Origin of the sequence: Candidatus Spongiihabitans sp. (genome assembly GCF_965247905.1) — a bacterium.
Classification (GTDB): Bacteria; Pseudomonadota; Gammaproteobacteria; order Arenicellales; family Poriferihabitantaceae; genus Spongiihabitans.
Genome location: NZ_OZ252047.1, coordinates 1,321,140 through 1,345,276 on the forward strand (window position 1 = coordinate 1,321,140; position 24,137 = coordinate 1,345,276).

The following is a 24,137-nucleotide window of genomic DNA, read 5'->3' on the forward strand; positions in this document are numbered from 1 at the left end:
TCGTGATTTTCCTTAATTTCATCCGATTATTTCCATTTCCACCTCGTTTTTGGTGTCATAAAGGGCGCATCTAAAATTAAATTGGTTCCTTTCCGTATGCGCGGCTTTGTCTTAAGCGAGTTAGAAAACAAGCAGATTACTGTAGATTACCATCGCATCCAAAGTACGAAGTTGCACTGCAAGTCAAGTTTACGTGTACTTAGGGTGTAAAATGTAAAACTTTCAAATACGAGAAGAGCAAAATGATTGAAAGAATTACAGATGAGTTTTATTTATCAATGTTTCATAATGCAGAGATGCATTTAAGAAATGCAGACAACGAATTGCAAGAAACATTATCCAAAGAAAAGCTGATTGATCGTATTCTCATGGAACGTCACTCAGAAGAGGGTTTGAGTTTAGAAGAATCAGCGGTATTGATACACCTAATTAGAAATTATCCAGATGATCAGTTGAAGGAAAAAGTATGTGATGCTGCACGTCTTTTACGGAAGGAGGTTTTTGGAGATAAAGTAGCGACAATGGTTCCTATTGAAGCAAGCTCTTATTGTGCTAGTACTTGCAAGTTTTGCGGATGGCGAGCAGATAATAAGGAAATGGTTCGCACTCGAATTTCTGTGGAGGCTATTCGGAAACAAGCTCGCAGTCTTGCTAAGAAAGGAATTAGCCATTTCGAAATCGTGGGAGGGGATGATATAAAATTTTTTAAAACAGACCTTGTGCCTATGATTCAAGCATTGAAAGAGGAGACAAGAGCCATTGATCCCGATTCACGTGTCTCCATGTGTTTTACGGCAATGCATGAAGAGCATTATGCTCAATTTAAAGAGGCAGGACTTGACTGCGTGTTGACTTGGCAGGAGACCTATAATGAGGATCTTTATAATTTTCATGTTCCGTCAGGACCAAAAGCAAAAGGTTTGACCCGAGATTTTCGCGTTGTTCGTGATGGCAATGGTTTTTTAGACCGACTCAAGTCCAACGAATCTGCAGTTAGGGTAGGGTTGCAAGTAGGGTTAGGGGCAATGGTGGGTCTGGCTGATAACACAGAAGCCGATATTCTTTCTGTAATCATGCACGGCAATAAGCTCTTAAACCATTATTCTAGACATATCCAGCCGATCATCATCGGAATGCCAGCTTGGAATGCCATTACAACAGAGAAAACAGATCATCGCTTCTCGTTGGGATTCCATTTTGATAATTTTGAAAACTGTTTTGAATTGATTTCCGCCATCTATTTGCTTGGTTTTCCAGATCATTTATCCTGGGTATTTGCAAATGGCCGCGTTAGACCTGAAGTTCAAATAGACTGCATTAAAACCGCATCCTGCTTTACTTCCACTTTAGTTCAAATTGCGCCGGGCGGATATCTTGATTTTGATGTTGATGGTAATTTACTAGAGGATAAAGAATCAATATTCGTTTTAAGTTCACTTCCTTTGGACAAATTGAATCAAGAGACGATTTTATCTGGCGAGCAATTTAGTCATTTTTATGCTTCACATGAGGAGTTTTTGGATATGTTTGCAGCACGAGGATTGTGTGTGGTTTCCGATAAATCTTTTATCATGGATGCTATTGCTGCCCAAAAAGTGTCAAAGCAAGTAGCATTGTAACTGATGAGATTATACTTTGGTTTTTCCCAGGATTCCGCAGAGAGGTTGATCGGGCAGTCCCCAGGAAAAATTTATAAATCGGCTGAATGGTCAACCCTCAGGGTGGCGCGGATGCTTTCTCCAGAGAAGCATCCCAAGACTTACCTGCTTGAGTTGGTCACTTGTTCTAAAGGAAAAACCCCTAATTTAATATCCGATTTTGGACATGCATGGATACGTTTAATATCCCCACTTGGAGAATTGTATAGTGTCGGGTTTTATCCTGATGAAAGCACTCGGATTACGCCTGAATATGTTCCTGGCCTCACATTTCCAGGAATGTTACTCAATCCGGACAAACATGATGTTGCCGATTGGAATGAGCGTGTCACACGCATTCCGTTGGCTCCCCAACAATTCCAGGAGATACGAACCCATATAGAAACCATGCAAATCAACCGCGAGCAAGGAACATTGGCATTTCGTCTGGTTGACCGAAATTGCGTATGGTTTGTTGCGGAAGTTGCCGCGCTGATTGGGATAAAATTAGATATTGAATACTCGCTGACTTGTTATTTGTTCCAAGTGATAGGGAGTAAAATGAAAAAATTCCCGACAACAAAGTTGTTTATGCCCAAACGATTTCAGCAAGGCATGCAGTTCTTGAAAAGACTAATCAGGATTTTCCCCAATAGCCTTTATTATGTTTTAGGAGGACGTGTTGTCGTGAATAAACAATGGATTAGGACAAAGGATAGGCAAATGAAAGAATTATCCGTCCTTCCTTTTCAGCCATTATTTGGGTGTCTAAGCGATATTTTCAGGAAATCGGTATCATTTAACCATGTTCGAGCATTACAAAACTGGCAACATCGTTATAAAAATAGCGACAATATTTATGGCCAAATGCTTTCTAGTGTTAAACAAGACATTGCTATTTAGTTCTTAAAGCATAAACGGTGATGCCGATTCCTCCCCACCAAATGGGTCCCAAGACAATGCCGCCTACTCCAGCGGCAAAATTTATTAAGGAACTCTGATTTGTCAGCAAGCCAAGCCAGGCTACTCCGCTGAACACTGCCATAATCAACCCCAGACCGGATATCCACCGAGGCCAACTTCGTAGTTGCCATGCAAAACCATTGATTATCGCTAAGAATATTCCAGTGGCTCCAAATATCAACCAACCTTGTGTATCGATAGCAATGGAAAACGAAACAATAGCCTCTCGAGTCGCTTCATTTCCGATAGAGTAAGCTAAAGCTCGTTTGGACTCTCCTCCAAGAATGCGAAAATAACTAATCGCTGTAACAGCATTTCCCAAATAACCTAAACTGATCGCCCAATGAAACAAACTTGATTCTACAGCACCTAAAAGATACTGAATAGATTTGATTCCGCCTAAGGCAAAGACCCCTGTCAAAGCAAATGCGATAAGAAAACTTTGGCGAAATCCTCCGCCTTTCGCTAGATAGTGTCGTCATAAGATTTTAGCCCAAAGCATCATACACCTAATCTGCACAGCGGCAACGAATGAACTGGTATTCTTTGCATAGCGTGTTGCAATACCACGCCAACGCTTAAGATGCAAGAATGCATTCTCGACTAAATGCCTGATTTTATATAGGTGTTTGTCATATTCTCGTTGCTCTTTTCTATTCTTCTTTGGTGGGATCACAACTTTCATATTTTGTGATTTTGCTTGGTCCAATATTTCTTGTGTGTCATAGGCTCTATCGGCTAATAAGTATTCGCCTTCAAAGCCATCAATCAATGCGCTAGCCTGAGTGCAATCAGCTCGGGTGCCTTTTGTAACAATAAATCTGATCGGCATACCATGCGCATCCACGGCCAAATGTATCTTTGTGTTAAGCCCCCTTTTGTCCGACTCATAGCTTGATTGCCTCCCACTGCTCCTGCCGCGTGTGGATGGACTTTAATATGACTGGCATCAATCATAATCCATTCAAAGTCCGGCTCATCGATTATCTGCGATAACAAGTTTTCCCAGATGCCTTTATCACGCCAACGACAAAAGCGTCTATGCGTGTTCTTCCAATCGCCATAATCAGGGGGCAAGTCCCGCCATGGCGCGCCTGTGCGTAGAATCCAGAATACTGCATTAAGGAATAAGCGGTTGTCTTTAGCGATACCCCCATGCATGCCTTTTTGCCCTGTAAGATGCGGTGATAGTAATTTCCATGTGTTGTCGTTTATGTCGTGTCTTTTGTGTGCGGGCGTTGTCATGATGCGGCTCACTTTTGTTGTTGAAAATGGATATTATACAGCTGATTTTTAACTTGTGACGACACTATCTAGTATATCCCAATATTCTTCAGACCCTGGTATGGTGGAATGTGACGGATCAAGAAAAAAGGAAATGCCTGCTACTAGAAAACTTAATCCACATAACAGGGGGAAAATTGCGGAAAATCGTGTTGGCGCCATGACTAGTTCTTAAAAAATATCGTTACGGTAAATTACAGAGTAATGTTCGTCATAACAAACTGACGGGTGAAATGTCCTTTCGAGTTTTTCCGTTTCCTAATGCTTCTTACTCTCCGGAATTGAGACAATTTTAGCAATTTTAGATATTCGTATGTCTTCATAATTTTTTAATGCCGTGGAAAGCGCATTAAATTGACTAGACATTCAACAAATGTACCATATTCAATTGCTTGGCATGGCTCCTTGCCCCAGCCTCTTGTCCAAGATATGGGGTTCATCGATGAGCGCATATCCTAACAGCGTGATTGGACTTTTGAAAAAAGGCTTTTATACGTCCCAATATGCTACTTTCGCAATGGCAGAACAACCGGATGACCCCGGTTTTTCAGCACCATCGAAAACCTACGAAACAGACATAGCGAACTACCAACAACCATTATGGGAGAGACGCGCATGAGCAGTGTTACTTTGTACGACCGCAATGTGGTTCAGACATTAGACAAGCTCCATATGGAAGCCAAAAAAGATTGGTTTTATATCTACAGGACCGCACCCCAATACATCATGAGTTTGCTGCGTAACAAGTACTACATGGACATAGTGCCTCCTGAAATCTTTGAAAAAGCCCATCTGTCTATTTCAAAAGAACAAGGCGTATTCATGTATAACCTGTGCAGAACAGCCAACTGCAAAACTATGATCGAGTTTGGCTGTTCATTCGGATTGAGCACTATTTATCTTGCCGCTGCAGCGAAGGATACCGGGGGAAAGGTCATCACCACTGAAATACTCGAAAGCAAATGTGAGGTGGCAAAAAGAAATCTGGATGCGGCAGGTCTCTTGAGTTATGTGGAAATCCTGCAGGGCGATGCCTTGCAAACCTTGAGCAATTTGAAAGGCACGGTAGATTTTTTGTTTCTTGACGGATGGAAAACCCTGTACAACGACGTGCTCGATCTGGTCAGACCCAAGTTACGCGTCGGTTCAATAGTTATCGGTGACAATGTGAATTTTAAGGATTGCGAGTTGTTTCTTCAGAAGCTCGAGCGCGAAAAAAACAACTATACTACGACCATAATAAACAAAGATGCCTCGTATTCCGTCTTTCACGAAGATGGCTGAACTGCACGTAATCGGCTGTTAACTTTAAAGATGGACTTGCTGGCGCATACACCATTGGGCGCATATATGCCATCTGGAATAAGTTCTTTTTCCGTGCTTGATAAGAACATCCGCAAGTATCCATGGCCGTACTACGCTTGGTTGCAAAGTGACAAAAAGCGCAGGGTTTATAAACTTCCAGATGAATCTAACTTCTATATCATCCATGCCTACGATGACGTAAAACAGGTTTTGACCGATCAGGAACAATTCAGCAGCCAAATATTTCCTGACATAGAAATCCCATTTTTTCCGATGATGAAGGGCCCCGAACATCAGCGGATACGCAGTGCGGTCCGGGAACTGTTCTCAAATAAAATGATCGCCACTCTGAGTGAAGATATGCAATCATTTTCCCGGCAGTATGCGGACGATTTATTCAGACGAAAAACCTGCGACATTGTCGATGTATGGTCATCAAAAATACCGCTTGCCTCCATCGCCACTATTTTCGGGTATGCCGACATCTCTTATGATTCGCTATCGAGCCTGCGCCAACAGGCTACGTCGCTCAATATCGAAGCTTTTCCAGTAGGTGGCACGGGTCTGAAAGATGGTGTCAACAGAAAAATCAGTCCTCTTCATTATCTCAGATATTCCAGACTATTGCCGGTATTGCTGAAATTGATTAAGACAATCGGCTTGAGTAACTTCCTGCAATTTAGCCAGTATCTAAAGTCTGGAAAACAAACCGAAGGTGTACCTAGACAACAGACCAGTATTGATGGCTCCATTGATCGCGCTCATGATGTTTTGAGCTTTCTTCATACGATTGGCGAGATACTGAAGTATAGAGTCAATCCCGACAGTAACACGGTGGTCGCCAGGTTTTTGCGGGCGCACAACGAAGGTAAAGTCAGCTTCATAGAGTTATTGATGGGGTGTCTCATTATTCTTCTTGCAGGTTATGGAACCACATCAAGTTTATTGTCAGTAGGAGCGTATTTGTTTGCTGCGGATGGAGATGTTTTGCAAACCTTGAAGGAAGATGACGAACATATAGATAACTTCGTCGAAGAAATGCTGCGCGTGTACGCGCCTCTGCAACGTACCGTGCGTAGAGTAACTGCCTCGGTTGAACTCGGCGGATATAAACTCCCGAAAGACGCTCAACTGATTGTACTCATTGGCGCAGCGAACGTTGATCCAGAAATATTTGAGAACCCGTATACCTTTGATATTTCGCGTAATACAACGAATCATATTACCTTTGGCAAAGGTATCCACACGTGCTTGGGCACCGTTTTGGCAAGAAAAATTGCTAAGCTGGCATTCACCGAAATAGTTGCGCGACTCAGAGAAATCAATATTGTTGATCAGAAAAATCTACAGTACATAACCGACCGGGATACCGGGATGTATGGATTTGAAAAATTGCTGGTAAGCGTACGAGAAGAATAAGTCAGGGTGTTCCAGGATTTCATTGTCGTTGCCGGGATTCATGCCGGAGCTATGTTATTGCCGGGGCCGGATCTTGCGATATTGATGTCGAACGCACTAAGCGGGGAAAAGAAACGAATATTTCTCGTCGCCTTGGGGTATGCGACCGCATGCGCTGCACACAGTATTCTAGTCATCAGTGGCTTGTGGCTTGTTGTATTCAATAATCCTGTCTTATCAAAATATCTAATCTACTTTGGTTCCGCTTTTTTCATTTTCGTTGGCATATCCGCAATCCAACAGAAATCGGGCTTGCAATATTTGTCACGAGACTCAGGTTCGTGGTCATTCGCACAAGGTGTTATAGCTAACATTTCAAATGTCAAGGCTATCGTTTATTTTATCGCATTGTACAGTCAGTTCATTACTGTTGAAACCAGCACAACAGAAAAAGCGATATGGATCGTCTACATATTTGTTCTATCACTGGCAGGCGCATTTTCCATAGGACTGCTGATTCTTCGTCTGGGTAGCGTTGTGACGAACGAAAATAACCAACGTAAACTGAAAAACATCGTTGGGGGCATTCTCGTAATAATTGGAATTGCGATTCTTATAGCCAATATCGAAAATCTGTGGTTATGATAAACACGCACTCTCAAAATGATATTGACTAGATTTTCGTCCGTCCTGTGGATGTTGAGCGCGTTGTGTTACATCGTGGTCGCACGAGTTCAACAGTTAGAAGCGTAAGTTATTGGCTTATACGAGCAGGTTTTCAAAAACGCCACTACAAGTAAGGATAATTGCCCTTTTTCGGTGGGTTTTCGGACTTCAATGATGCCCGAAAAAATGGCCTTCCGTTTCTAGGTCAAGGTGAATATGCCCGATAGGGGGTTTTGGTTCAGTTCAACGTGGTGTTGCTGGATGCGGCGCAAATGACTCTAGTGGAATATTCTGATTAAAACCGAAAAACGGTAGGATAATCAAATTCACAGGGATGAGTTGAGCAAGGCGATAGAGCCGCACTATCCGAAGCCGGAAGGAAGCGGTCGTCAGTCCGGTGGAAGCGGAACACATGTTGCACATTCATTTCATGCGGCATTGGCTTGATTTATCCGCTCCGGGGATGGAGGGCGCGCTTTATGATATGGCTTGTTTGCGGATATGAAAAGGGGATGACTGGTTAAGGGTCATCCCCCAATTATATGCAAAAAAGCGATACAAGCAACCGATTACCGAATCGGTGCGGCGTACAAAATGCCGCCGTCTTTCCACAGGGCATTGAGACCACGCTCAAGAGCAATCGGCGTATTAGGTCCGATGTTGCGGTCAAAGGATTCGCCATAGTTGCCGACAGCGGAAATGGCGCGCACCGCCCAGGCGTTGTCCAGGCCGATCATCTCGCCCATATTGCTTTCGGTGCCGAGTATGCGGTTGATGCTTGGGTTATTGCCAGCTTTTGATGCGAGTTTTGCAACATTCGCTTGGGTAACGCCGAGCTCTTCGGCATTGATCAGGGCGTTGACAACCCATTTACCGATGTCGGCCCACTCGTCATCGCCTTGTCTAACAGCGCCAGCCAAGGGTTCTTTAGAGATGATTTCTGGCAGAATTATGTGCGCCGAAGGGTCTTCCAGTGCGGCTCGGGTAGCGGCCAGCGAGGAGGCGTCATTGGTGAACGTATCACATCGATTGGCGGTGTAGTTGGTAATGCCTTCTTCGTTGGTTTCAATCGCAACCGGCTCATAGGAAATGTTGTTTACGCGCATGAAATCAGCCAGATTGAGCTCGGTGGTGGTGCCGGTCTGGATGCAAACCGAAGCGCCTTCCAAGTCTTTGGCGGAAGTAATGCCGAGATTTTTACGAATTATGAAACCTTGTCCATCGTAGTAGCTCACCGGCAGGAAGGTCAGTTTCAGGTCGACATCGCGGCTCATGGTCTCGGTGGTGTTGCGAAACAGGATGTCGCCTTCGCCGGAATTCAAGATAGTGAAGCGGGTCTTGCCGGTGGTCGGGATGAATTTGACTTTATTTCCATCGCCAAGAACGGCGGCGGCGACCGCACGGCAGAGATCAACGTCCACCCCTTCCCAACGGCCATTTTCATCTGGTGCGGCAAAGCCAGCCACACCCGTGGTAACAATGCAGTTCAGTTCGCCGCGCGCTTGCACATCCTCAAGAGTGCCGGCTTGAGCGGTCATCGCGGTTAGCGATAAAGCAAACACAATTGTTGCAGTATTTGTAACTCTCATTAGATTTCTCCTCTGTTGTTTGAATTATAGTTAAAAAAACATCGATTACAACGGCTTCCCCTAAGGATTGTTCACCAATCCTGAAATCGGGAAACTTAAATTATATATGATGCCCAGTCGATATACAATTGCTCCACAGGCCGTGCTGGGATGGAGTGGCTTTTTATTGGCATGGGCTTCATTGAATAGCGCAAGTGTAAACGATGTAAATGCCTGTTGCAAGCGTTTGTGTAAGTCCGCCGCATTTTGGCACTCGGGTTGATTTTGGACGCGGAGGTTTACGCGAGAGTGCAGGCCCGTGCAGCGGGACATCACACCATAATCCTAGGCGAGCGCCAACCCCGCCACCGGATCATGGTGCGGCTTGCGCCGCGGGTGTCTCACTGGATTATCGGCCCAGCCCGATAATGACGCCCGATAATGACGCCCGATAATGACGGGCCGGGAAGCTGGAATCCAGGCCGCGCGCCAGGTTACGGCTGGCAACCCGGTTTCGGACTGACTCGATGATTCGGTTGCAACCAGCTTGATTCGCCAGGCGCATCCCCATAGTTTGACCACCGTGACACCAAAACCAACCGAAAAACAGGAAACAGATTGTGATCAAATAGGCTAATCGAATAGTCCGTCCCAGGGCCGGATACAGGTCATCGGCAAGCAGCGGAACCGGTTGCCAGGCAAGCAACACCAAGCATCCTAATAATAGAGCGTCATAAACAATCGCCGCAAATCTGCGCCACAAAGGGCAGTCAATACTAAAAGCCTCAGTTGGTGAGTTCTTTTCTATTACTGAATTCATTTTAGCCGATAAGTTCTTGTTTTTATTACAGGGTATGGGGTTTATGCACAATTTCAATTTTACGGAAACTGCCTGGGGAAGTCTCGCTCAGAATATAATACACAATTGAAATAGTCGTCTTAACTATCGGTAATGTAACGATTAATTGAATTTATCGAAATAATCACTAATTTTTCAATGCTGTTTCCCAAGTCTGCATTTGGTGTTAATTTTAGATTTATCCACAACGTTATCCACAATCCGGACTATGCCCGGAATATAATTTTCGTGTGAACGCCCAAGCCAAATAGCCAGAAAATATCCCCATCGTCAGGGTGTATTCTGTGGGCGGCGAGCGCCGCCGAAAACAGTGGCGAGCATGAAAATAGCGCTCGCTCCGGCGACTATTGAGGGCCCCGCCGGCGTGTCCCAGTACAGCGAGATGGCCAGTCCTGAGACCACTGCCAGGGCGCCGATGACCATCGCGAACAGCGCCATTTGTTCCGGGGAAGTTGCAAATCGGCGCGCCGTGGCGGCTGGAATAATCAACAGCGACACGATCAGCAAAATGCCCACGATTTGCATGGAAATCGCGACCACGAAGCTGAGTAAAACCAGGAAGGTCAAGCGAATTTTATTCTCGTCAATGCCGTCAACCAGCGCCAAATCCCGTTGGATGATCAGCGATAATATTGATGGCCATATCCAAAACAGCAGGCCCATGACCAGACCGCCGCCGGTATATATCCAAACGATATCCCGCCAACTGATGGATAAAATATCGCCGAATAAATAGCCCATCAAATCCATGCGCAAGGCCGGCATCAAACTCAGTATCAGAATACCGAGCGCCAGGGACGCGTGCGCCAGGATGCCCATGGCGGTATCCGATGATAAATCTTTATAGCGCTCCATCAGCATCATCAAGCCCGACACGATGATGCAAATCAGCAAGATCGACAAGTATAAATTGATTTGGAAATAAAGCCCCAAGGCGACCCCGAGCAAGGCCGCGTGCGACAAGGCCGCGCCAAAGTAGGACATCCGCTGCCACACCACCAGGCAGCCCAATGGCCCGCAAATAATGGCGACCCCAATTCCGCCGACAACGGCGCGAACAAGGAATTCATCCATGGTCGCGCGCTTTTGCCGCGGCGTGACGGCGGCGTGCCGGCTCAGCCTCAGCCGCATGAACATGTTCGCGCACATCGCCATGAAGATCGTGTTCGTGGTCGTGGCGATGGCGATAAATGCCCAACTCGCCGGCGTCGCCGTGGCCAAAAAGGGACACGAATTCAGGATGCTGCCGGACATCCTCCGGCGTTCCCGAACAGCACAAATGACGATTCAGGCAAACCACGCGGTCGGTCGCCGCCATCACGATGTGCAGGTTGTGGGAGACCAGCAGGACGCCGCAGGATAAGGCGTCGCGAATCCACTGGATTAAGGCATACAGCGCGGCCTGGCCGCTGATGTCGACGCCGGAAGTGGGCTCGTCAAGAATCAACAAATCGGGCTCATTCAACAAGGCCCGCGCCAGCAGAACGCGGCGCATTTCGCCGCCGGAAATATGCCGCAGCGATTTCCCCAGCAGTTTTTCGGCGCCGACATGATGCAGCGCATCGCGCAAGGCGATGCTGTTTTTTGCGCCTGAAATTTCAAGAAAACGCTGCACCGACAGCGGCAGGCTCTCATCCAGATTCACCGATTGGGGGACATAGCCCACGCGCAGGTTTTCCGCCGTCACGACCGAGCCGTGGTCGGGCTTGATGAGTTTCAAGGCGATTTTGATGAGCGTGCTTTTGCCGGCGCCATTGGGCCCGATCAGGGTCACGATTTCATTGCGCGACACCGTCAGGTTAATGCGGTCGAGGATGACTTCATCGCCGCGTTTCATGCCGATATTGCTCAGCGCGATCAGGGCGTCTGTTGTCGCAGGCATCGGCTGCTCCATTCGCGGCGGGCTCACGGTTTCCGACAGGTCGGGCAAAGCCCCCTGATTTCCACCGTTTGCTGCGCCGCCTGAAAACCTGAGCGCGCCGCTTGTCGGGCGATGACTTGGCTCACGTTGGCGTCTTCCATTTCCGCGATCTGATGACATTGCGTGCAAATTAAGAACTGGCTGATATGGTTTTTGTCCGGGCAAGCGCAACCGACATAGGCGTTGAGGGATTCAATCTTGTGGATGAGTTGATGTTGCAGCAAAAAATCCAGCGCACGATAGACTGTTGGCGGTTCAGCATTGCGCTTTTCCCGGCGCAACGTTCTTAATAGTTCATAAGCCAGTACCGGTTTGTGACTTGACCAAATCAACTCCAGGATCTGCTGGCGAATTCGGGTAAAGCGAAGCGCTTTTTCGGCGCAGATATGCTGGGCTTTATTCAGCGCCGAATGGACGCAGGCATTGTGATTGTGGCGCCGGGCGTAAAAACTGGATGCGGAAAACTTTGCCATATCGTTGGTCATATCGTTGGGTTGCGAGAATACAGGGGCGGAAAAGCATATGTTATAATATAACAATTAGTGAATGCCTGCAACCCGCCGCTGTTGCCAACTGAAGGCATTGTGGACAAGTTGAAATTTGGCGGCAATCCCTCCAAAGGCGATAGGCGTCTCGAAGATAAAACATGACAATACATTCCGTTTGGCGCCCAGTTTGTCATCGTGGCAAAAACCCAACCTGCGCTGGCATCTTATATCTTGCCCAGGCTTGTGTTGGATTATTGCTGTCAACACCGATCTGGGCGGCGCCAAACGTGGCGGTATCCATTGCGCCGATTCATTCTCTGGTAGCGGCCGTGATGGATGGTGCGGGGGTGCCTGAACTGCTGATTCCTGCCGGTCAGTCGCCGCACGGCTACGCGCTCAGACCGTCTTCGGTCAAGCATATTTATGCTGCCGATTTAATTATTTGGATTGGTCCGGATTATGAAATCGCATTGGCCGGCGCGATCGCTCAGGCCCATGCTCAGGTCCATGCTCAGGCCAGCAAAAGCGGCGCGACGAAATCTCTGGCAAGTTTGCGCGAATTGCAAACCTATCCGCCGCGCGCGCAGGATAATCATAAAGACCAATATGACGGAGTCGCCAAGCAACAGGGCGGGACGCCGATGTCGATTGATCCGCATGTTTGGCTATCCACGGCCAACGCCGCGGTCATGGTCAATCACTTCCGCGCCTGGTTGATCGCGATTGACGCTGAAAATTCCGCGACCTATCGGCGCAATGCCGCGCGCGTGATTGCGAGAATCAACCTTCTGCACCGTCACTTGGAGCAACAACTCCGGTCAGTGCAAACCATTCCCTATCTGGTGTTTCACGATGCCTACCAGTATTTTGAAAAAGAGTTTCATTTGAACCGAGTGGGGGCGGTCGCCGCGAGTCCCGAAAGGTCGCCTGGGGCAAGGCGCATTCAGGCGTTAAGAAAGGTTATTACCGCGCACGGCGTCAAGTGCCTCTTCACCGAGCCGCAATTTGAATCGAGATTAATCCCGGTCCTGATTGAAAACACCGATGTCAGTTTGGGGCAATTAGATCCACTGGCAACCGAGAGCCAACCGGGCACGGAATTGTGGTTTGAGTTGATGACGGAATTGGGCAAGTCATTGACGCATTGCTTAAAGTAGCCGTGCTTAAAGGTCGCAAATCCTTCTCGTCGTTGCGGCTCTGGGCTAACGCGGTTTTTCACTGGATTACCGGGTCAAGCCCGATAATGACGGACGGTTATTGTCCAGCGGCGAAGCCAGCGGGCGACGACCTCGCGCGGAGCAATCCGCGAACCCCCCCTTGACCCCCCCCCCTTATCAGGGGGGAGACCGAGCTGCCGCCACCATCGCGAGTGGAAGATGCGAAGCCCCCCTGACAAGGGGGGTTTGGGGGGTTACGATAACGTCACCGCCATCGTCGCGACAATCCGAACCTCGCGGCCGCGAGCCGCTGCCTTCGCCGCGGGATAATGTTGCGGCTATCGCCGCGGATGTTTCACTGGATTATCGGGTCAAGCCCGATAGTATCTGTGTTCCGAGTCAAGTCTTTTTTACGCTGCCCGCGTATAATTTTCCACCCACGGCGTGCCGCGTCCGGCAATGGCGTTTACCAGCAACAGTATCTTGCGCATCACCGCCACCAAGGCAACTTTGCCGGGTTTGCCGCGCTTTCGCAGGCGCTCGTGAAAGCGTCGCCTATCGCGGTCGTGGCGCACCGCCGACATCGCCGCCATGAATAAAACCCGACGCACCGCTTCACGACCGCCGCGGATGCTGCGTTTGCCCTGATGATTGCCGCTGTCGCGCGACCACGCACCCCCGCCAGGACGCTCAACGCCTTGCCACTGCACTTGCCGAGCTCCGGCAAGTGGGTGATAAAAATCCCCGCACTGCACTAAGCCTACGCCGGCTGCGCTTTGATGCAACGCCGCAATCCCGGATAATGCCACATCGGCCTTCAACACCGCGCGCCGCTCTTTATCGACCCGTTTGATCTCATCATTGAACACCGTGATGAGGCGCTCGCATGACGCCTTCCGATTACTCGACCCAGCCTTCTCCAAGCGGTTCATCTCCTGCCCCCGCATCCCCGCCAACTGCCGTCGGCGGGCCGTGACATCGCGCAATGCTGGATTTTTTTTATTCATCATCGGTGTCGCCCGCACCTCAAGCCGCTCGCCCTATTCGCGCAACAACCGCGCATCCCACTTATCCGTCTTCGCTTGACAACCCGCCGCCCGAGCAAACGCACGCGCTTTGTTCGGATGCGCAAGGCGCGCCTTTATCTTCGCCCTCGACAACTGACTAACCAATAGACGCTCATGCCCGCCAGTCGGTTCGCTGCCACCCTCATCGGCTCGAAACGCCGCAACCCTTCAATCAGCGGCGCAATCCCCCCGGCAGCGTTGTCAAAACGCTGGGCTTTCCCGAATGGCGCCGAGACTTCCAAGCCGTTCTTTGCAACATCAATGCCGGTAACTATTTTCATTTGCTTCATTTGCTTTGTCTCCAAAAGCGTTGCTATAACAAGGCTGATCCGCACACTTGTATCCGGGGCTTTCTCCTCGCGCCTACCCTGCAAATTGGCCTATCTGCAAGGTAAAAGCAACATACAAATGACGATATAAGGAGGGTTGCAAACCCGATCTGCGGAATGAGGTGTGAAATGTCGGTAATCCTCCCGGTGGGCACAAGCCGTATCCGCGGGTATTCGCCAAGTTACAGGACTGTATCAAGACTCCGCTCCAGCCGAACCGGCCGGTTCCATACTACCGGCCGAGCATCGTGCAAAATCAATCAGGTGCTTGAAGCGGCGACAATCGCATCGATAGAGGCCCTAAGCGTTGCGCTGAATTCAGCATCGGATTGTTGCGCGGCCAGCCCTTCGGTCAGCGCGCGCGAGAAGCTCGCAATCATGCCGTTATTCTGGCTCAGCTTTTGGTTGGCATCGGCTCGGCTGTATCCTCCCGAAAGCGCAACAACTTTGAGCACATTCGGGTGCTGGATGCAGGATTGATAAAAATTCGCGGATTGCGGCAGGGTAAGTTTGAACATTACATTTTCGTTTTCACCCAGCGTATCCAGATGGGTCAATAACTGCTCCCTTAAAATATGCTCGGCTTGCGCTTTCTCGGCAGAGTGAATATCCACTTCCGGTTCAATGATGGGCACCAGCCCCTTGGCGATAATCTGTTTGCCAATTTCAAATTGCTGGGCGACAATCTGTTTGATGCCTTCGGCATTTGCGAGTTTAATGACCGAGCGCATTTTGGTGCCAAAAATTCCGTTGTCGACGGCGCGGTTTAATAGCGCATCAAGATCGGGCATGGGCTTCATCAGCTGCACGCCATTTTCCTGGTCGGCCAGACCCTGGTCCACTTTGAGTATGGGGATGACGTTTTTCTCTTCCCAAAGATAACGGCTGGTTGGTTTGCCTTGCACTTTCCGCTGCATGGTGTTTTCAAACAAAATGGCCGCCAGAATCTTGTCCCCGGTAAAATGCTCATTGGTCATGATACGGGTGCGCATTTCGTGAACCTTGCCGTACATTTCTTCATCGCCTGAATACTCGCTTTGGTCGACCCCGTACATTGCCAGCGCCTTGGGGGTGCTGCCGCCGCTTTGGTCCAGGGCCGCGATAAATCCAGTGGAATTGCTTACTTTTTCTAGTTGTTCAGTGGTTTGAGTCATGATTTTGAAGGCATAAATAGGGTTATGAATTTGAGCAGGAATAGGCTATTGTCCCGAAATTCTGGCGTTATGGCAAGAGAGCGGTCAGAATGATCAGTTTACCACAGAGACACTATCGCCGACGCGGATACTGCCTTCCTTATCAGGAATTAAATCAGGAATTAAATTCATCCCAAAATAAACCGCGCCGTCTCTTTGGCGATAGCGGGATAAGGTATGGATCGGCTCTGGCCCGGCAAGCACGCCGGTTTGTTGATTGACGGTGGGCACCGAACAGCGCGCACAAGGTTTCACCATTCTTAAATTAACGTGGCTTGAATCATTCTTGACGCGAATAGTATGCCAATGATCTTCTGCAAAGGCATCACAACCCGCGACCACAATATTGGGCCTGAACCGGTCCATGCCCACTGGCGCTTGTAGTCGCTGGTTCAAATCGTCCAGTGATTCCTGGGATAGCAATAACAAAGGAAAGCTATCGGCGAATTTTGTATGCTCGCCTGAGTTGGCGAATTTCTGGTCGCATTGCCTGGTTTGGTCGGGCGGAAATGAAACCAGTTTGCAGGGTGAATCCAGAGCCTGACTTAGCCATTCGTTGGTGATCGGATCGTGTTCCAACGCCCTGACCGCATCGCCCCAAACTTCAGTATTTATACGCCCGGCATTATCGTCCACCGGCTTGACAACGTGGGCTTCCATGCCAAAGGTCGATAGCACCAGCGCATCATCAACTATCGCAGTTTCAATCAAGGCCATTTGCGGAAAACGGCGTTGCGTCATAAATGTTCCGTCCGGTTGTACCACCATCCATTGCCGATCGAATTGAAACCCAGCCAGGGTAAGCCGTGCGGATTGCAGGGATATGCCGCCCAGAGACTTAACCGGATAGACATGAATTTCAGAAATGTGCATTTTAGCCCTGAATTTATGATGAATTTATATGAATTATATCTGCAATAGTAGCGTGAAACTTCTATAATTCGGTGCATGAATTCACAACCGAAAACGACTGATTTATTGTCTCAGCTAATTGGTTTCAATACCACCAGTCGAAATTCCAATCTGGATTTCATCGAATTTGTCGGCGCCATGCTTGAGCCCTATGGCATAAAACCCGAATTGACTTTTGATGATAACAAGAAAAAAGCCAACTTGTTTGCGACCTTGGGCGGCGGCAACCAACCCGGCATCGTGTTATCAGGGCATACCGACGTGGTGCCGGTGGATGGACAGAATTGGTCCACCGATCCATTCCAGACCGAGATAGCCGGCGATCGGATGTTTGGTCGCGGCGCTTGCGACATGAAAGGATTTATCGCCATATGCCTGACCAAAATCGAAGAAATTTTGGCAGCGGATCTGGCTACCCCAATACACTTCGCATTTTCCTACGATGAAGAGGTTGGATGTTTAGGGGTCACCGGACTACTCGACGAGTTGAAAAAGAAACCGGTCCAGCCCAAAGCCTGCATCATTGGCGAACCCACCAGCATGGGCGTAATTCGGGCCCACAAAGGGATGTCATTCAGGCACTGTTGCGTGCGCGGAAAAGCGGCACATTCGTCGCTGGTGGATCAGGGTGTTAACGCCATAACGGTGGCTGCCAAAATCATCGCCTATGTGGATTCCATCCAGCAACGTATTCAAAATGAAGGCCCATTCGATAACGAATTCGATCCACCCTATACCACTTTGCATTGCGGCGTGATGCACGGCGGCACGGTAAACAACATCATTCCCAACCAATGCGAGTTTGAGTTTGAAATTCGTAATTTGCCAAATCAATCTACCTTGCCATTGTGGGCAGAAATTGAGGCTTATATAAAAACACAGCTGCTGCCGGCAATGCACGCCGTATCACCGGACACCGGCATCGATTGGCAGACCCTGTCGGATGCGCCACCAATGGATACGCCTGCGGACGATAGTTTGATTCCGATGATTTCCAGGCTCCTGGATAGCAGCGCTGCACCCGGCAAAGTGAGTTACGGTACCGAAGGCGGCTATTTCCAAATTGCTGGCATACCGACCATCATTTGTGGTCCGGGCAGCATTGAGCAAGCGCACAAGCCCAATGAGTTTATTGATCTTGCTCAACTTAAAAAAGGCGAACGGTTTATAACCGCGTTAATTAGCTCCCTGAGGTAAATCCCCATGGCGATTTTTTTTGGATTAGGTTCCAATGAGGGCAACCGTAATGCCAATTTGCAACACGCTGTCGAACAGCTAAAATCCAATGGCTTTGAAATATCTGCCATTTCCCCGATCGTTGAAACGCCGGCACTGTTACCCAAGGACGCAGAGCCATCGTGGAATAAACCCTTTTTAAACTGCGTCATATCGGGGCAAGCGCGTTGGCAGCCCAGCCAGGGATTGGAAATTGTCAAGCAAATAGAAGCCAGGTTAGGTCGCCGCGTAGCGGAGGCGAAAACAGCAGCGATGACCGGAGCGCAAGCGCGGGCAAAAACACAGGCGAAAAAATGGTCCCCGCGAACCATCGATATCGACCTGCTGATTTGGCATGACCAGATCGTTGATTCAAGGAAATTGACCCTTCCTCATTACGCCATAACCGAGCGCGCATTTGTGCTTACCCCATTGCTGCACCTGCAACCCGACTTGGTGATTCCCGGCCAAAATCAAACGGTGTTTGATTTGTGCAGGACGGTTAAGCCGGCGCCGTTATGGATGGGAATTTTAAACATTACCCCGGATTCATTTTCCGATGGCGGGCAGATACCTGTTCCCGACAGTATCTGCACTTCCGCCGTCCTTGGCGGTCGCGCTGGTGACGGAGGTGATGAAGCGCTGCTCGCGCGGATTGATGCTATGCTGGATGAGAATGTGCAAATTATTGATGTTGGCGCAGAGTCCACTGGCCCAAACGCGGCCGCAGTTGATGCAGACGAAGAATGGCGTCGCCTGCAGCCGGTGTTAAATTTAATCAACCAGCGGCTGCGGGGGCGATGCATCAGACCGATGATTTCTATCGATAGTCGCCATGCCGCTACCTTAGAAAAAGCATTGAACCACGGCGCGGACATGATCAATGATGTCACCGGGTTGCGCGATCCTGCGATTCGGGAGATCGCGAAAGTCAGCGGTTGTCAGGTGGTGGCGATGCACAGCCTGAGCATCCCGGCCGATGCCAAAATAGTATTGCCTGCCGGCGATACCGCAGTCAACCAACTACGTGATTGGCTGCACAGAAATATTGATCGATGGCTGGACGATGGGCTTGATCTGAACCAGATTATTTTCGACCCCGGCATTGGTTTCGGCAAAAATTCGCTTCAGTCTTTTGAGTTATTGCAACATTGTAATGAGTTAAAAGATGCCGGGTTGCGCCTGTTGATAGGACATTCCCGAAAATCCTTTATGAGCGGATTTACCGATCGGCAATTTGGCCAGCGTGATCTGGAGACTCTGGGAATTTCCCTGGCATTATGCCAACAGGGGGTTGAGATTATTCGGGTGCATGATCCGGTGATGCATATTCGCGCCTATCGAGGCTGGTCGCATGTCGCCAGGATGGACTAAAACTTGGGATGGATTGGAAAAAATGAATTAGAATGTGCGGCAATAAAATTAGTGGAACACCACTTGCGCCGATAATGTGAACGCCGGAATCACCGCGTCAAACAGCCCGCCGTTTTCATCCTGCATTTGATAACTGCCCATCATTGAACCGACCGGCGTTTTCAGAATGGTGCCGCTGGTGTATTGAAAGCTTTCTCCGGGTCGCAAGTGGGGATGCTCGCCGACCACGCCGGGGCCTCTGACCTCTTCGGTCTTGCCTTCGGAGTCGGTGATGATCCAATGCCGAGTGAGCAGCCTGACGGCGATATTCCCGCGATTTTCCATGTGCACGGTATAGGCAAAAACAAATTGGTTGTTCTCGGGCATGGACTGCTCATGAAGGTATTGCGGGGTAACCGAAATGTGTATTTGCCGGGTTGCGCTCATGTCTCGATTAGAACCCATCTTGCGATCGGTTGCAACAGAAACCATAAAGGCGCTGGAATCCTGTAGCGGCCTCCCGCTTGGTATAGCCTAAGCGCATGTATTTCTCCGCAGGATTTGTCCGCCGAATAACAGCAGTATGAGGCCAGCAATAAGCAAGCGTAAATTAAGCAGGTATTGCGTATTGCCAGATAAAGTGATATGTTTCCCAATAACCACGCTCAATGATCGGTTTACAGGTTATTGAGCCAGATTACGACGACATCTAATAGGCGACATTAATTTTGGAGAATAAGCATGCAACGCTCACTTTATATTGACCCTGAAAAATGCACCGGCTGTTTACAATGCGAAATGGCCTGTTCATACGAAAATGAAGGCGTATTTAATCCGGCAAAATCACGCATAAAGGTTTTTACGTTTCATGATGAAGGCCGATTCGTGCCTTATACCTGCACCCAATGCGATGAAGCGTGGTGTTTGCATGCCTGTCCGGTCGACGCCATCACCATGAACCGGGAAACCGGGGCCATGGAAGTGGCCGATTCCGTTTGCGTCGGCTGCAAGGTGTGCACCATCGCCTGCCCGTTCGGAACGGTTAATTACAATCAGGACACCGGCAAAGTCATTAAGTGTGATTTATGCGGCGGCGATCCTCAATGTGTCGTTGCCTGCCCGACTGAGGCCATTACCTATGTGGATGCCGATGCAACCGGGCTCGAAAAAATGCGCGCCTGGGCCGCGAAAACCGATAACTCAGCTACAGCAAGCTAGGAGGATAATGTTATGTCTTGGACAAAAAAAGTACTACGAGTGGATTTAAGCAAAGGCGTGGTTGCCGAAGAGGCGTTGAACATGGAATGGGCCGCGCAATATATTGGGCAACGGGGGCTCGGTACCCGTTATTTGGTCGAAGAGACCGACCCTAAATGCGATGCGCTCGGGCCTGACAATAAACTGATTTTTGCAACCGGCCCCCTGACCGGCACTACGGCATCAACCGGCGGCCGCTATTCAGTCATCACCAAAAGTCCGTTGACCGGCGCGGTGGCGTGCTCGAATTCCGGTGGATTTATCGGCGCCGAGCTCAAATTCGCAGGCTGGGACATGATTATTTTTGAAGGCAAATCCAAATCCCCTGTGATGTTGCGGGTTGAAAATGAAGTTGCCGAACTGGTGCCTGCGGATGATTTATGGGGTAAGACGGTTTGGGAAACCGACAGGCTTATCCATGCAAAGTACCAGGATCCTCAGATTAGAGTTGCCGCAGTGGGGCGGGCTGCCGAAGCCGGATGTCTGTATGCCGGCATCATCAACGACCTGCATCGTGCGGCCGGTCGCTCCGGCGTGGGTACGGTGATGGCATCGAAAAATCTAAAGGCGGTAATGGTGCGCGGCACCCGCGGCGTGGGCAACATCAAGGATCCGATTCGCTTCATGAAAAGCGTTGCCGAGCAAAAGCAGGTATTGGTGGATAACGCGGTAACCGGCCAGGGTCTGCCCACGCTCGGCACTCAGGTGTTGATGAATGTCATTAACGAAGTCGGCGCGCTGCCGGCGAATAACATGCGCGATGTGCAGTTTGACGGCGCCAATAACATTTCCGGGGAAGCCATGCTCGAACCCCGCGAAAGCGATGGCAAGCCCAATTTGACCACCAATGCCGCATGCTTTAGCTGCACCATCGCCTGCGGCCGGATTTCCACTATCGATAAACAGCATTTCAGCGTGGAAAACAAACCGGAGTACTGGGGCAATTCCGGCGGACTGGAATACGAAGCGGCCTGGGCGATGGGCGCGGATACCGGTATTGATGATATTGATGCGATTACCTATACCAATTTTTTATGCAATGAAGATGGTTTCGACCCCATCTCATTCGGCTCGACCGTAGCGGCGGCGATGGAGTTATTTGACATCGGCGCGATTACCACAAAACAGACCGAGGGTATGGCGCTAACCTTTGGATCCGCTAAAGCCTTGACTTGGTGCGCTGAAAAAGTTGCGACCGGGGAGGGTTTTGGCAAGGATTTAGGCATGGGGTCCAAGCGGCTTTGTGAAAAATATGGCCACCCGGAGTTGTCCATGACGGTCAAGGGCCAGGAGTTCCCGGCCTATGACCCGCGTGGTATTCAGGGTATGGGTCTGACCTACGCCACCTCCAATCGCGGTGCCTGCCACCTGCGCGGTTACACGGTGGCATCGGAAGTGTTGGGCATCCCGGAAAAAACCGACCCGCTGGTCACCGATGGCAAAGCCGGGCTGGTGAAGGCATTTCAAGACGCCACCGCCGCGGTCGATTCCATGGGGCTTTGCTTATTCACCACATTCGCCTGGACTTTGGATAATATGGCGCCGCAAATCGATGCCGCCTGCGACGGCGATTGGAGCGTGGAGCGATTGCTTGAAGCCGGCGAACGCATCTGGAATCTCGAGCGGGATTACAACCTGAAAGCCGGTCTGTCCGGCGCCGACGATACCCTGCCGTCAAGATTGCTTAAAGAGGCGGCCAAGACCGGCCCGGCCAAGGGCAAAGTTTGCGGGCTGGATGAAATGCTGCCGGAATACTATTCCTTACGTGGCTGGAGCAAAGACGGACAACTCACCGACAAAGTCCGCAAGCAGTTCGCGCTGCCGGCGTGAGCCAGCATTGTGAATTATCTGAGCTTTCATTCGTTAAAAAATTGCTGAAACGATAGTATCCGGGTGAAGATAGAAAAATACTTTTACCCGGCACCGGATACCTGTCAAAATTTAAAGAACTGACGAAAAAAATTAATACGTCACGATCTACAGAACCAAACGCGAATAGAGCCGAGCTTAATTATTTAGTGAAAAAGTTTGATCCGGCGTTGTTGTTCCACATCGAACAAGGAATTAAACATGGTCAAACACTTATTGTTGAGTGGCTACCGAAATATAAGTTTAAAAATTGGAAAGAAGACCAAAACCAATGGTCGAACAGTAACAAAGCAAATGCGCGAAACAAGAGCAAAAGCCATTGCTAAAATTTTAGGGCAGCAGAAAAATGGCATTCGCATGGCCGAGGTATATCCATGAGAGATCTTGAAAGTTCTGAAATAAAGTTACAAATTGATGATTTTGGAAAAGATAAGGAACTTAGATAGTGTCGTCACAAGTTAAAAATCAGCTGTATAATATCCATTTTCAACAACAAAAGTGAGCCGCATCATGACAACGCCCGCACACAAAAGACACGACATAAACGACAACACATGGAAATTACTATCACCGCATCTTACAGGGCAAAAAGGCATGCATGGGGGTATCGCTAAAGACAACCGCTTATTCCTTAATGCAGTATTCTGGATTCTACGCACAGGCGCGCCATGGCGGGACTTGCCCCCTGATTATGGCGATTGGAAGAACACGCATAGACGCTTTTGTCGTTGGCGTGATAAAGGCATCTGGGAAAACTTGTTATCGCAGATAATCGATGAGCCGGACTTTGAATGGATTATGATTGATGCCAGTCATATTAAAGTCCATCCACACGCGGCAGGAGCAGTGGGAGGCAATCAAGCTATGAGTCGGACAAAAGGGGGCTTAACACAAAGATACATTTGGCCGTGGATGCGCATGGTATGCCGATCAGATTTATTGTTACAAAAGGCACCCGAGCTGATTGCACTCAGGCTAGCGCATTGATTGATGGCTTTGAAGGCGAATACTTATTAGCCGATAGAGCCTATGACACACAAGAAATATTGGACCAAGCAAAATCACAAAATATGAAAGTTGTGATCCCACCAAAGAAGAATAGAAAAGAGCAACGAGAATATGACAAACACCTATATAAAATCAGGCATTTAGTCGAGAATGCATTCTTGCATCTTAAGCGTTGGCGTGGTATTGCAACACGCTATGCAAAGAATACCAGTTCATTCGTTGCCGCTGTGCAGATTAGGTGTATGATGCTTTGGGCTAAAATCTTATGACGACACTATCTAGTGATACAATCAGAAATTATCACGGTTTATGCGTTGATTATTTATCAAATAAACTTGCGATTCGCGGCTATATGCACACCAAAGATAGTATGAGGAGAGTAATGTAATGAGTAGTAACCGAAAATCAACTAACGCTAAAAAGAAGTCATCTGGATACGAAAAAGTATTTGATGATGCTAATAGAAGATTGCGCGACTTTGGCGATCTTGACCGCGTTGATCGGATTATAGACGATGATGAAAAACCGACACCCATCCCATTTCCGTATGGGGGGAAAGGTTATAACGAATGGGTTTCATCCTGAAACGCTACTCGGTGGCGAGAAAACCCTGTGAGAAAATCTCGTTTTGCAGTATTGGCGGGTTGTTTTGGCTTAATTACGAGCGGTTGCGCGCCTCCGCCATGGC

At 48.9% G+C, this 24,137-nt stretch carries 25 protein-coding genes; 13 read left to right on the top strand and 12 right to left on the bottom strand.

Annotated elements, in window-relative coordinates; genetic code table 11:
* Nucleotides 1-242 precede the first annotated feature (242 nt).
* Nucleotides 243-1,619 (top strand): radical SAM protein, encoded by a 1,377-nt coding sequence (locus ACP158_RS06815; RefSeq protein ID WP_424948192.1) that lies wholly within the window; start codon nucleotides 243-245, stop codon nucleotides 1,617-1,619.
* A 3-nt stretch (nucleotides 1,620-1,622) separates the two neighbouring features.
* Nucleotides 1,623-2,540: a hypothetical protein gene (locus tag ACP158_RS06820; RefSeq protein ID WP_424948193.1), complete on the top strand. Its 918-nt coding sequence runs from the start codon at nucleotides 1,623-1,625 to the stop codon at nucleotides 2,538-2,540.
* Here the strand turns inward: ACP158_RS06820 and ACP158_RS06825 are convergent.
* Nucleotides 2,533-3,021, bottom strand: a complete 489-nt coding sequence (locus ACP158_RS06825) for a hypothetical protein (protein WP_424948194.1) — start codon at nucleotides 3,019-3,021, stop codon at nucleotides 2,533-2,535. The genes ACP158_RS06820 and ACP158_RS06825 overlap by 8 nt on opposite strands.
* A 57-nt stretch (nucleotides 3,022-3,078) precedes the next feature.
* Nucleotides 3,079-3,845, bottom strand: a protein-coding gene (locus ACP158_RS06830; protein ID WP_424948195.1) for an IS5 family transposase whose coding sequence is annotated in 2 segments (ribosomal slippage) — nucleotides 3,079-3,470 and nucleotides 3,470-3,845 — 768 coding nt in all. Because the reading frame shifts where the segments join, the coding sequence is not laid out codon by codon here.
* A 654-nt stretch (nucleotides 3,846-4,499) separates the two neighbouring features.
* Between ACP158_RS06830 and ACP158_RS06835 the strand changes: the two genes are divergently transcribed.
* The 3 genes from ACP158_RS06835 to ACP158_RS06845 are packed head-to-tail and all read left to right on the top strand — an operon-like array spanning nucleotide 4,500 to nucleotide 7,232.
* Nucleotides 4,500-5,168 carry an O-methyltransferase gene (locus ACP158_RS06835; RefSeq protein WP_424948196.1) on the top strand — a complete coding sequence of 223 codons (669 nt, stop codon included), beginning with the start codon at nucleotides 4,500-4,502 and terminating at the stop codon, nucleotides 5,166-5,168.
* A 36-nt stretch (nucleotides 5,169-5,204) separates the two neighbouring features.
* Nucleotides 5,205-6,608: a cytochrome P450 gene (locus ACP158_RS06840; RefSeq protein WP_424948197.1), complete on the top strand. Its 1,404-nt coding sequence runs from the start codon at nucleotides 5,205-5,207 to the stop codon at nucleotides 6,606-6,608.
* A 6-nt stretch (nucleotides 6,609-6,614) separates the two neighbouring features.
* Nucleotides 6,615-7,232, top strand: coding sequence for a LysE family translocator (locus ACP158_RS06845; protein WP_424948198.1), 618 nt, complete (start codon nucleotides 6,615-6,617; stop codon nucleotides 7,230-7,232).
* A 590-nt stretch (nucleotides 7,233-7,822) separates the two neighbouring features.
* Here ACP158_RS06845 and ACP158_RS06850 read toward each other — a convergent pair.
* From ACP158_RS06850 to ACP158_RS06870, 5 genes are all read right to left on the bottom strand, one after another.
* Entirely contained in the window at nucleotides 7,823-8,842 is a 1,020-nt protein-coding gene (locus ACP158_RS06850; RefSeq protein WP_424948199.1) for an amino acid ABC transporter substrate-binding protein, read from the bottom strand.
* Between the two features lie 388 nt (nucleotides 8,843-9,230).
* On the bottom strand, nucleotides 9,231-9,641 hold the full coding sequence (locus ACP158_RS06855) for an RDD family protein (protein ID WP_424948200.1): 411 nt from the start codon (nucleotides 9,639-9,641) through the stop codon (nucleotides 9,231-9,233).
* A 309-nt stretch (nucleotides 9,642-9,950) separates the two neighbouring features.
* Complete coding sequence (locus ACP158_RS06860; protein ID WP_424948201.1) at nucleotides 9,951-10,754, bottom strand: iron chelate uptake ABC transporter family permease subunit; 804 nt, start codon at nucleotides 10,752-10,754, stop codon at nucleotides 9,951-9,953.
* Nucleotides 10,747-11,562, bottom strand: coding sequence for a zinc ABC transporter ATP-binding protein ZnuC (gene znuC, locus ACP158_RS06865; protein WP_424948202.1), 816 nt, complete (start codon nucleotides 11,560-11,562; stop codon nucleotides 10,747-10,749). Before znuC ends, ACP158_RS06860 begins: the two co-directional genes overlap by 8 nt.
* A 23-nt stretch (nucleotides 11,563-11,585) precedes the next feature.
* A complete protein-coding gene (locus ACP158_RS06870) occupies nucleotides 11,586-12,086 on the bottom strand; it encodes a Fur family transcriptional regulator (RefSeq protein WP_424948203.1) in 501 nt (166 codons plus the stop codon).
* 161 nt (nucleotides 12,087-12,247) lie between these two features.
* On the opposite strand from ACP158_RS06870, the gene ACP158_RS06875 reads away from it, so the two are divergent.
* A complete protein-coding gene (locus tag ACP158_RS06875; RefSeq protein ID WP_424948204.1) occupies nucleotides 12,248-13,246 on the top strand; it encodes a zinc ABC transporter substrate-binding protein in 999 nt (332 codons plus the stop codon).
* A gap of 410 nt (nucleotides 13,247-13,656) precedes the next feature.
* Here ACP158_RS06875 and ACP158_RS06880 read toward each other — a convergent pair whose 3' ends face one another.
* The 4 genes from ACP158_RS06880 to ACP158_RS06895 all read right to left on the bottom strand — a co-directional run bounded on the left by ACP158_RS06880 (nucleotide 13,657) and on the right by ACP158_RS06895 (nucleotide 16,708).
* Nucleotides 13,657-14,256, bottom strand: coding sequence for a transposase (locus tag ACP158_RS06880; protein WP_424948205.1), 600 nt, complete (start codon nucleotides 14,254-14,256; stop codon nucleotides 13,657-13,659).
* Nucleotides 14,257-14,387: 131 nt separating this feature from the next.
* Nucleotides 14,388-14,594 carry a hypothetical protein gene (locus tag ACP158_RS06885; protein WP_424948206.1) on the bottom strand — a complete coding sequence of 69 codons (207 nt, stop codon included), beginning with the start codon at nucleotides 14,592-14,594 and terminating at the stop codon, nucleotides 14,388-14,390.
* 308 nt (nucleotides 14,595-14,902) lie between these two features.
* Complete coding sequence (locus tag ACP158_RS06890; protein ID WP_424948207.1) at nucleotides 14,903-15,796, bottom strand: fructose bisphosphate aldolase; 894 nt, start codon at nucleotides 15,794-15,796, stop codon at nucleotides 14,903-14,905.
* A 93-nt stretch (nucleotides 15,797-15,889) separates the two neighbouring features.
* Complete coding sequence (locus tag ACP158_RS06895; RefSeq protein ID WP_424948208.1) at nucleotides 15,890-16,708, bottom strand: MOSC domain-containing protein; 819 nt, start codon at nucleotides 16,706-16,708, stop codon at nucleotides 15,890-15,892.
* A gap of 75 nt (nucleotides 16,709-16,783) precedes the next feature.
* On the opposite strand from ACP158_RS06895, the gene argE reads away from it, so the two are divergent.
* A complete protein-coding gene (argE, locus tag ACP158_RS06900) occupies nucleotides 16,784-17,944 on the top strand; it encodes an acetylornithine deacetylase (RefSeq protein ID WP_424948209.1) in 1,161 nt (386 codons plus the stop codon).
* A gap of 6 nt (nucleotides 17,945-17,950) precedes the next feature.
* Nucleotides 17,951-19,336, top strand: a complete 1,386-nt coding sequence (folP, locus tag ACP158_RS06905; protein WP_424948210.1) for a dihydropteroate synthase — start codon at nucleotides 17,951-17,953, stop codon at nucleotides 19,334-19,336.
* 48 nt (nucleotides 19,337-19,384) lie between these two features.
* Here folP and apaG read toward each other — a convergent pair whose 3' ends face one another.
* Entirely contained in the window at nucleotides 19,385-19,702 is a 318-nt protein-coding gene (gene apaG, locus ACP158_RS06910) for a Co2+/Mg2+ efflux protein ApaG (RefSeq protein ID WP_424948211.1), read from the bottom strand.
* A 354-nt stretch (nucleotides 19,703-20,056) separates the two neighbouring features.
* On the opposite strand from apaG, the gene ACP158_RS06915 reads away from it, so the two are divergent.
* The 5 genes from ACP158_RS06915 to ACP158_RS06935 all read left to right on the top strand — a co-directional run bounded on the left by ACP158_RS06915 (nucleotide 20,057) and on the right by ACP158_RS06935 (nucleotide 24,034).
* Nucleotides 20,057-20,533 (top strand): 4Fe-4S dicluster domain-containing protein, encoded by a 477-nt coding sequence (locus ACP158_RS06915; protein ID WP_424948212.1) that lies wholly within the window; start codon nucleotides 20,057-20,059, stop codon nucleotides 20,531-20,533.
* Nucleotides 20,534-20,545: 12 nt separating this feature from the next.
* Entirely contained in the window at nucleotides 20,546-22,402 is a 1,857-nt protein-coding gene (locus ACP158_RS06920) for an aldehyde ferredoxin oxidoreductase family protein (protein WP_424948213.1), read from the top strand.
* A 240-nt stretch (nucleotides 22,403-22,642) separates the two neighbouring features.
* Nucleotides 22,643-22,819, top strand: a complete 177-nt coding sequence (locus ACP158_RS06925) for a hypothetical protein (RefSeq protein ID WP_424948214.1) — start codon at nucleotides 22,643-22,645, stop codon at nucleotides 22,817-22,819.
* A gap of 132 nt (nucleotides 22,820-22,951) precedes the next feature.
* Nucleotides 22,952-23,718 (top strand): IS5 family transposase gene (locus ACP158_RS06930; protein WP_424948215.1). Its coding sequence is split into 2 segments (ribosomal slippage): nucleotides 22,952-23,297 and nucleotides 23,297-23,718, totalling 768 coding nucleotides; the frame shifts between segments, so codons are not numbered across the junction.
* Between the two features lie 118 nt (nucleotides 23,719-23,836).
* Nucleotides 23,837-24,034, top strand: coding sequence for a hypothetical protein (locus ACP158_RS06935; RefSeq protein WP_424948216.1), 198 nt, complete (start codon nucleotides 23,837-23,839; stop codon nucleotides 24,032-24,034).
* The last annotated feature ends 103 nt before the right edge of the window (nucleotides 24,035-24,137 follow it).

Excerpts from the sequence above, each read along its gene's own strand:
- folP (WP_424948210.1), top strand. The coding sequence starts at position 17,951 with ATGGCGATTTTTTTTGGATTAGGTTCCAATGAGGGCAACCGTAATGCC.
- ACP158_RS06870 (WP_424948203.1), bottom strand. The coding sequence starts at position 12,086 with ATGACCAACGATATGGCAAAGTTTTCCGCATCCAGTTTTTACGCCCGG.
- ACP158_RS06895 (WP_424948208.1), bottom strand. The coding sequence starts at position 16,708 with ATGCACATTTCTGAAATTCATGTCTATCCGGTTAAGTCTCTGGGCGGC.
- ACP158_RS06860 (WP_424948201.1), bottom strand. The coding sequence starts at position 10,754 with ATGGATGAATTCCTTGTTCGCGCCGTTGTCGGCGGAATTGGGGTCGCC.
- argE (WP_424948209.1), top strand. The coding sequence starts at position 16,784 with ATGAATTCACAACCGAAAACGACTGATTTATTGTCTCAGCTAATTGGT.
- ACP158_RS06890 (WP_424948207.1), bottom strand. The coding sequence starts at position 15,796 with ATGACTCAAACCACTGAACAACTAGAAAAAGTAAGCAATTCCACTGGA.
- ACP158_RS06815 (WP_424948192.1), top strand. The coding sequence starts at position 243 with ATGATTGAAAGAATTACAGATGAGTTTTATTTATCAATGTTTCATAAT.
- ACP158_RS06915 (WP_424948212.1), top strand. The coding sequence starts at position 20,057 with ATGCAACGCTCACTTTATATTGACCCTGAAAAATGCACCGGCTGTTTA.
- ACP158_RS06925 (WP_424948214.1), top strand. The coding sequence starts at position 22,643 with ATGGTCAAACACTTATTGTTGAGTGGCTACCGAAATATAAGTTTAAAA.
- ACP158_RS06820 (WP_424948193.1), top strand. The coding sequence starts at position 1,623 with ATGAGATTATACTTTGGTTTTTCCCAGGATTCCGCAGAGAGGTTGATC.
- ACP158_RS06855 (WP_424948200.1), bottom strand. The coding sequence starts at position 9,641 with ATGAATTCAGTAATAGAAAAGAACTCACCAACTGAGGCTTTTAGTATT.
- ACP158_RS06880 (WP_424948205.1), bottom strand. The coding sequence starts at position 14,256 with ATGATGAATAAAAAAAATCCAGCATTGCGCGATGTCACGGCCCGCCGA.
- apaG (WP_424948211.1), bottom strand. The coding sequence starts at position 19,702 with ATGCCCGAGAACAACCAATTTGTTTTTGCCTATACCGTGCACATGGAA.
- ACP158_RS06920 (WP_424948213.1), top strand. The coding sequence starts at position 20,546 with ATGTCTTGGACAAAAAAAGTACTACGAGTGGATTTAAGCAAAGGCGTG.
- ACP158_RS06885 (WP_424948206.1), bottom strand. The coding sequence starts at position 14,594 with ATGAAAATAGTTACCGGCATTGATGTTGCAAAGAACGGCTTGGAAGTC.
- ACP158_RS06875 (WP_424948204.1), top strand. The coding sequence starts at position 12,248 with ATGACAATACATTCCGTTTGGCGCCCAGTTTGTCATCGTGGCAAAAAC.
- ACP158_RS06935 (WP_424948216.1), top strand. The coding sequence starts at position 23,837 with ATGAGTAGTAACCGAAAATCAACTAACGCTAAAAAGAAGTCATCTGGA.
- znuC (WP_424948202.1), bottom strand. The coding sequence starts at position 11,562 with ATGCCTGCGACAACAGACGCCCTGATCGCGCTGAGCAATATCGGCATG.
- ACP158_RS06835 (WP_424948196.1), top strand. The coding sequence starts at position 4,500 with ATGAGCAGTGTTACTTTGTACGACCGCAATGTGGTTCAGACATTAGAC.
- ACP158_RS06850 (WP_424948199.1), bottom strand. The coding sequence starts at position 8,842 with ATGAGAGTTACAAATACTGCAACAATTGTGTTTGCTTTATCGCTAACC.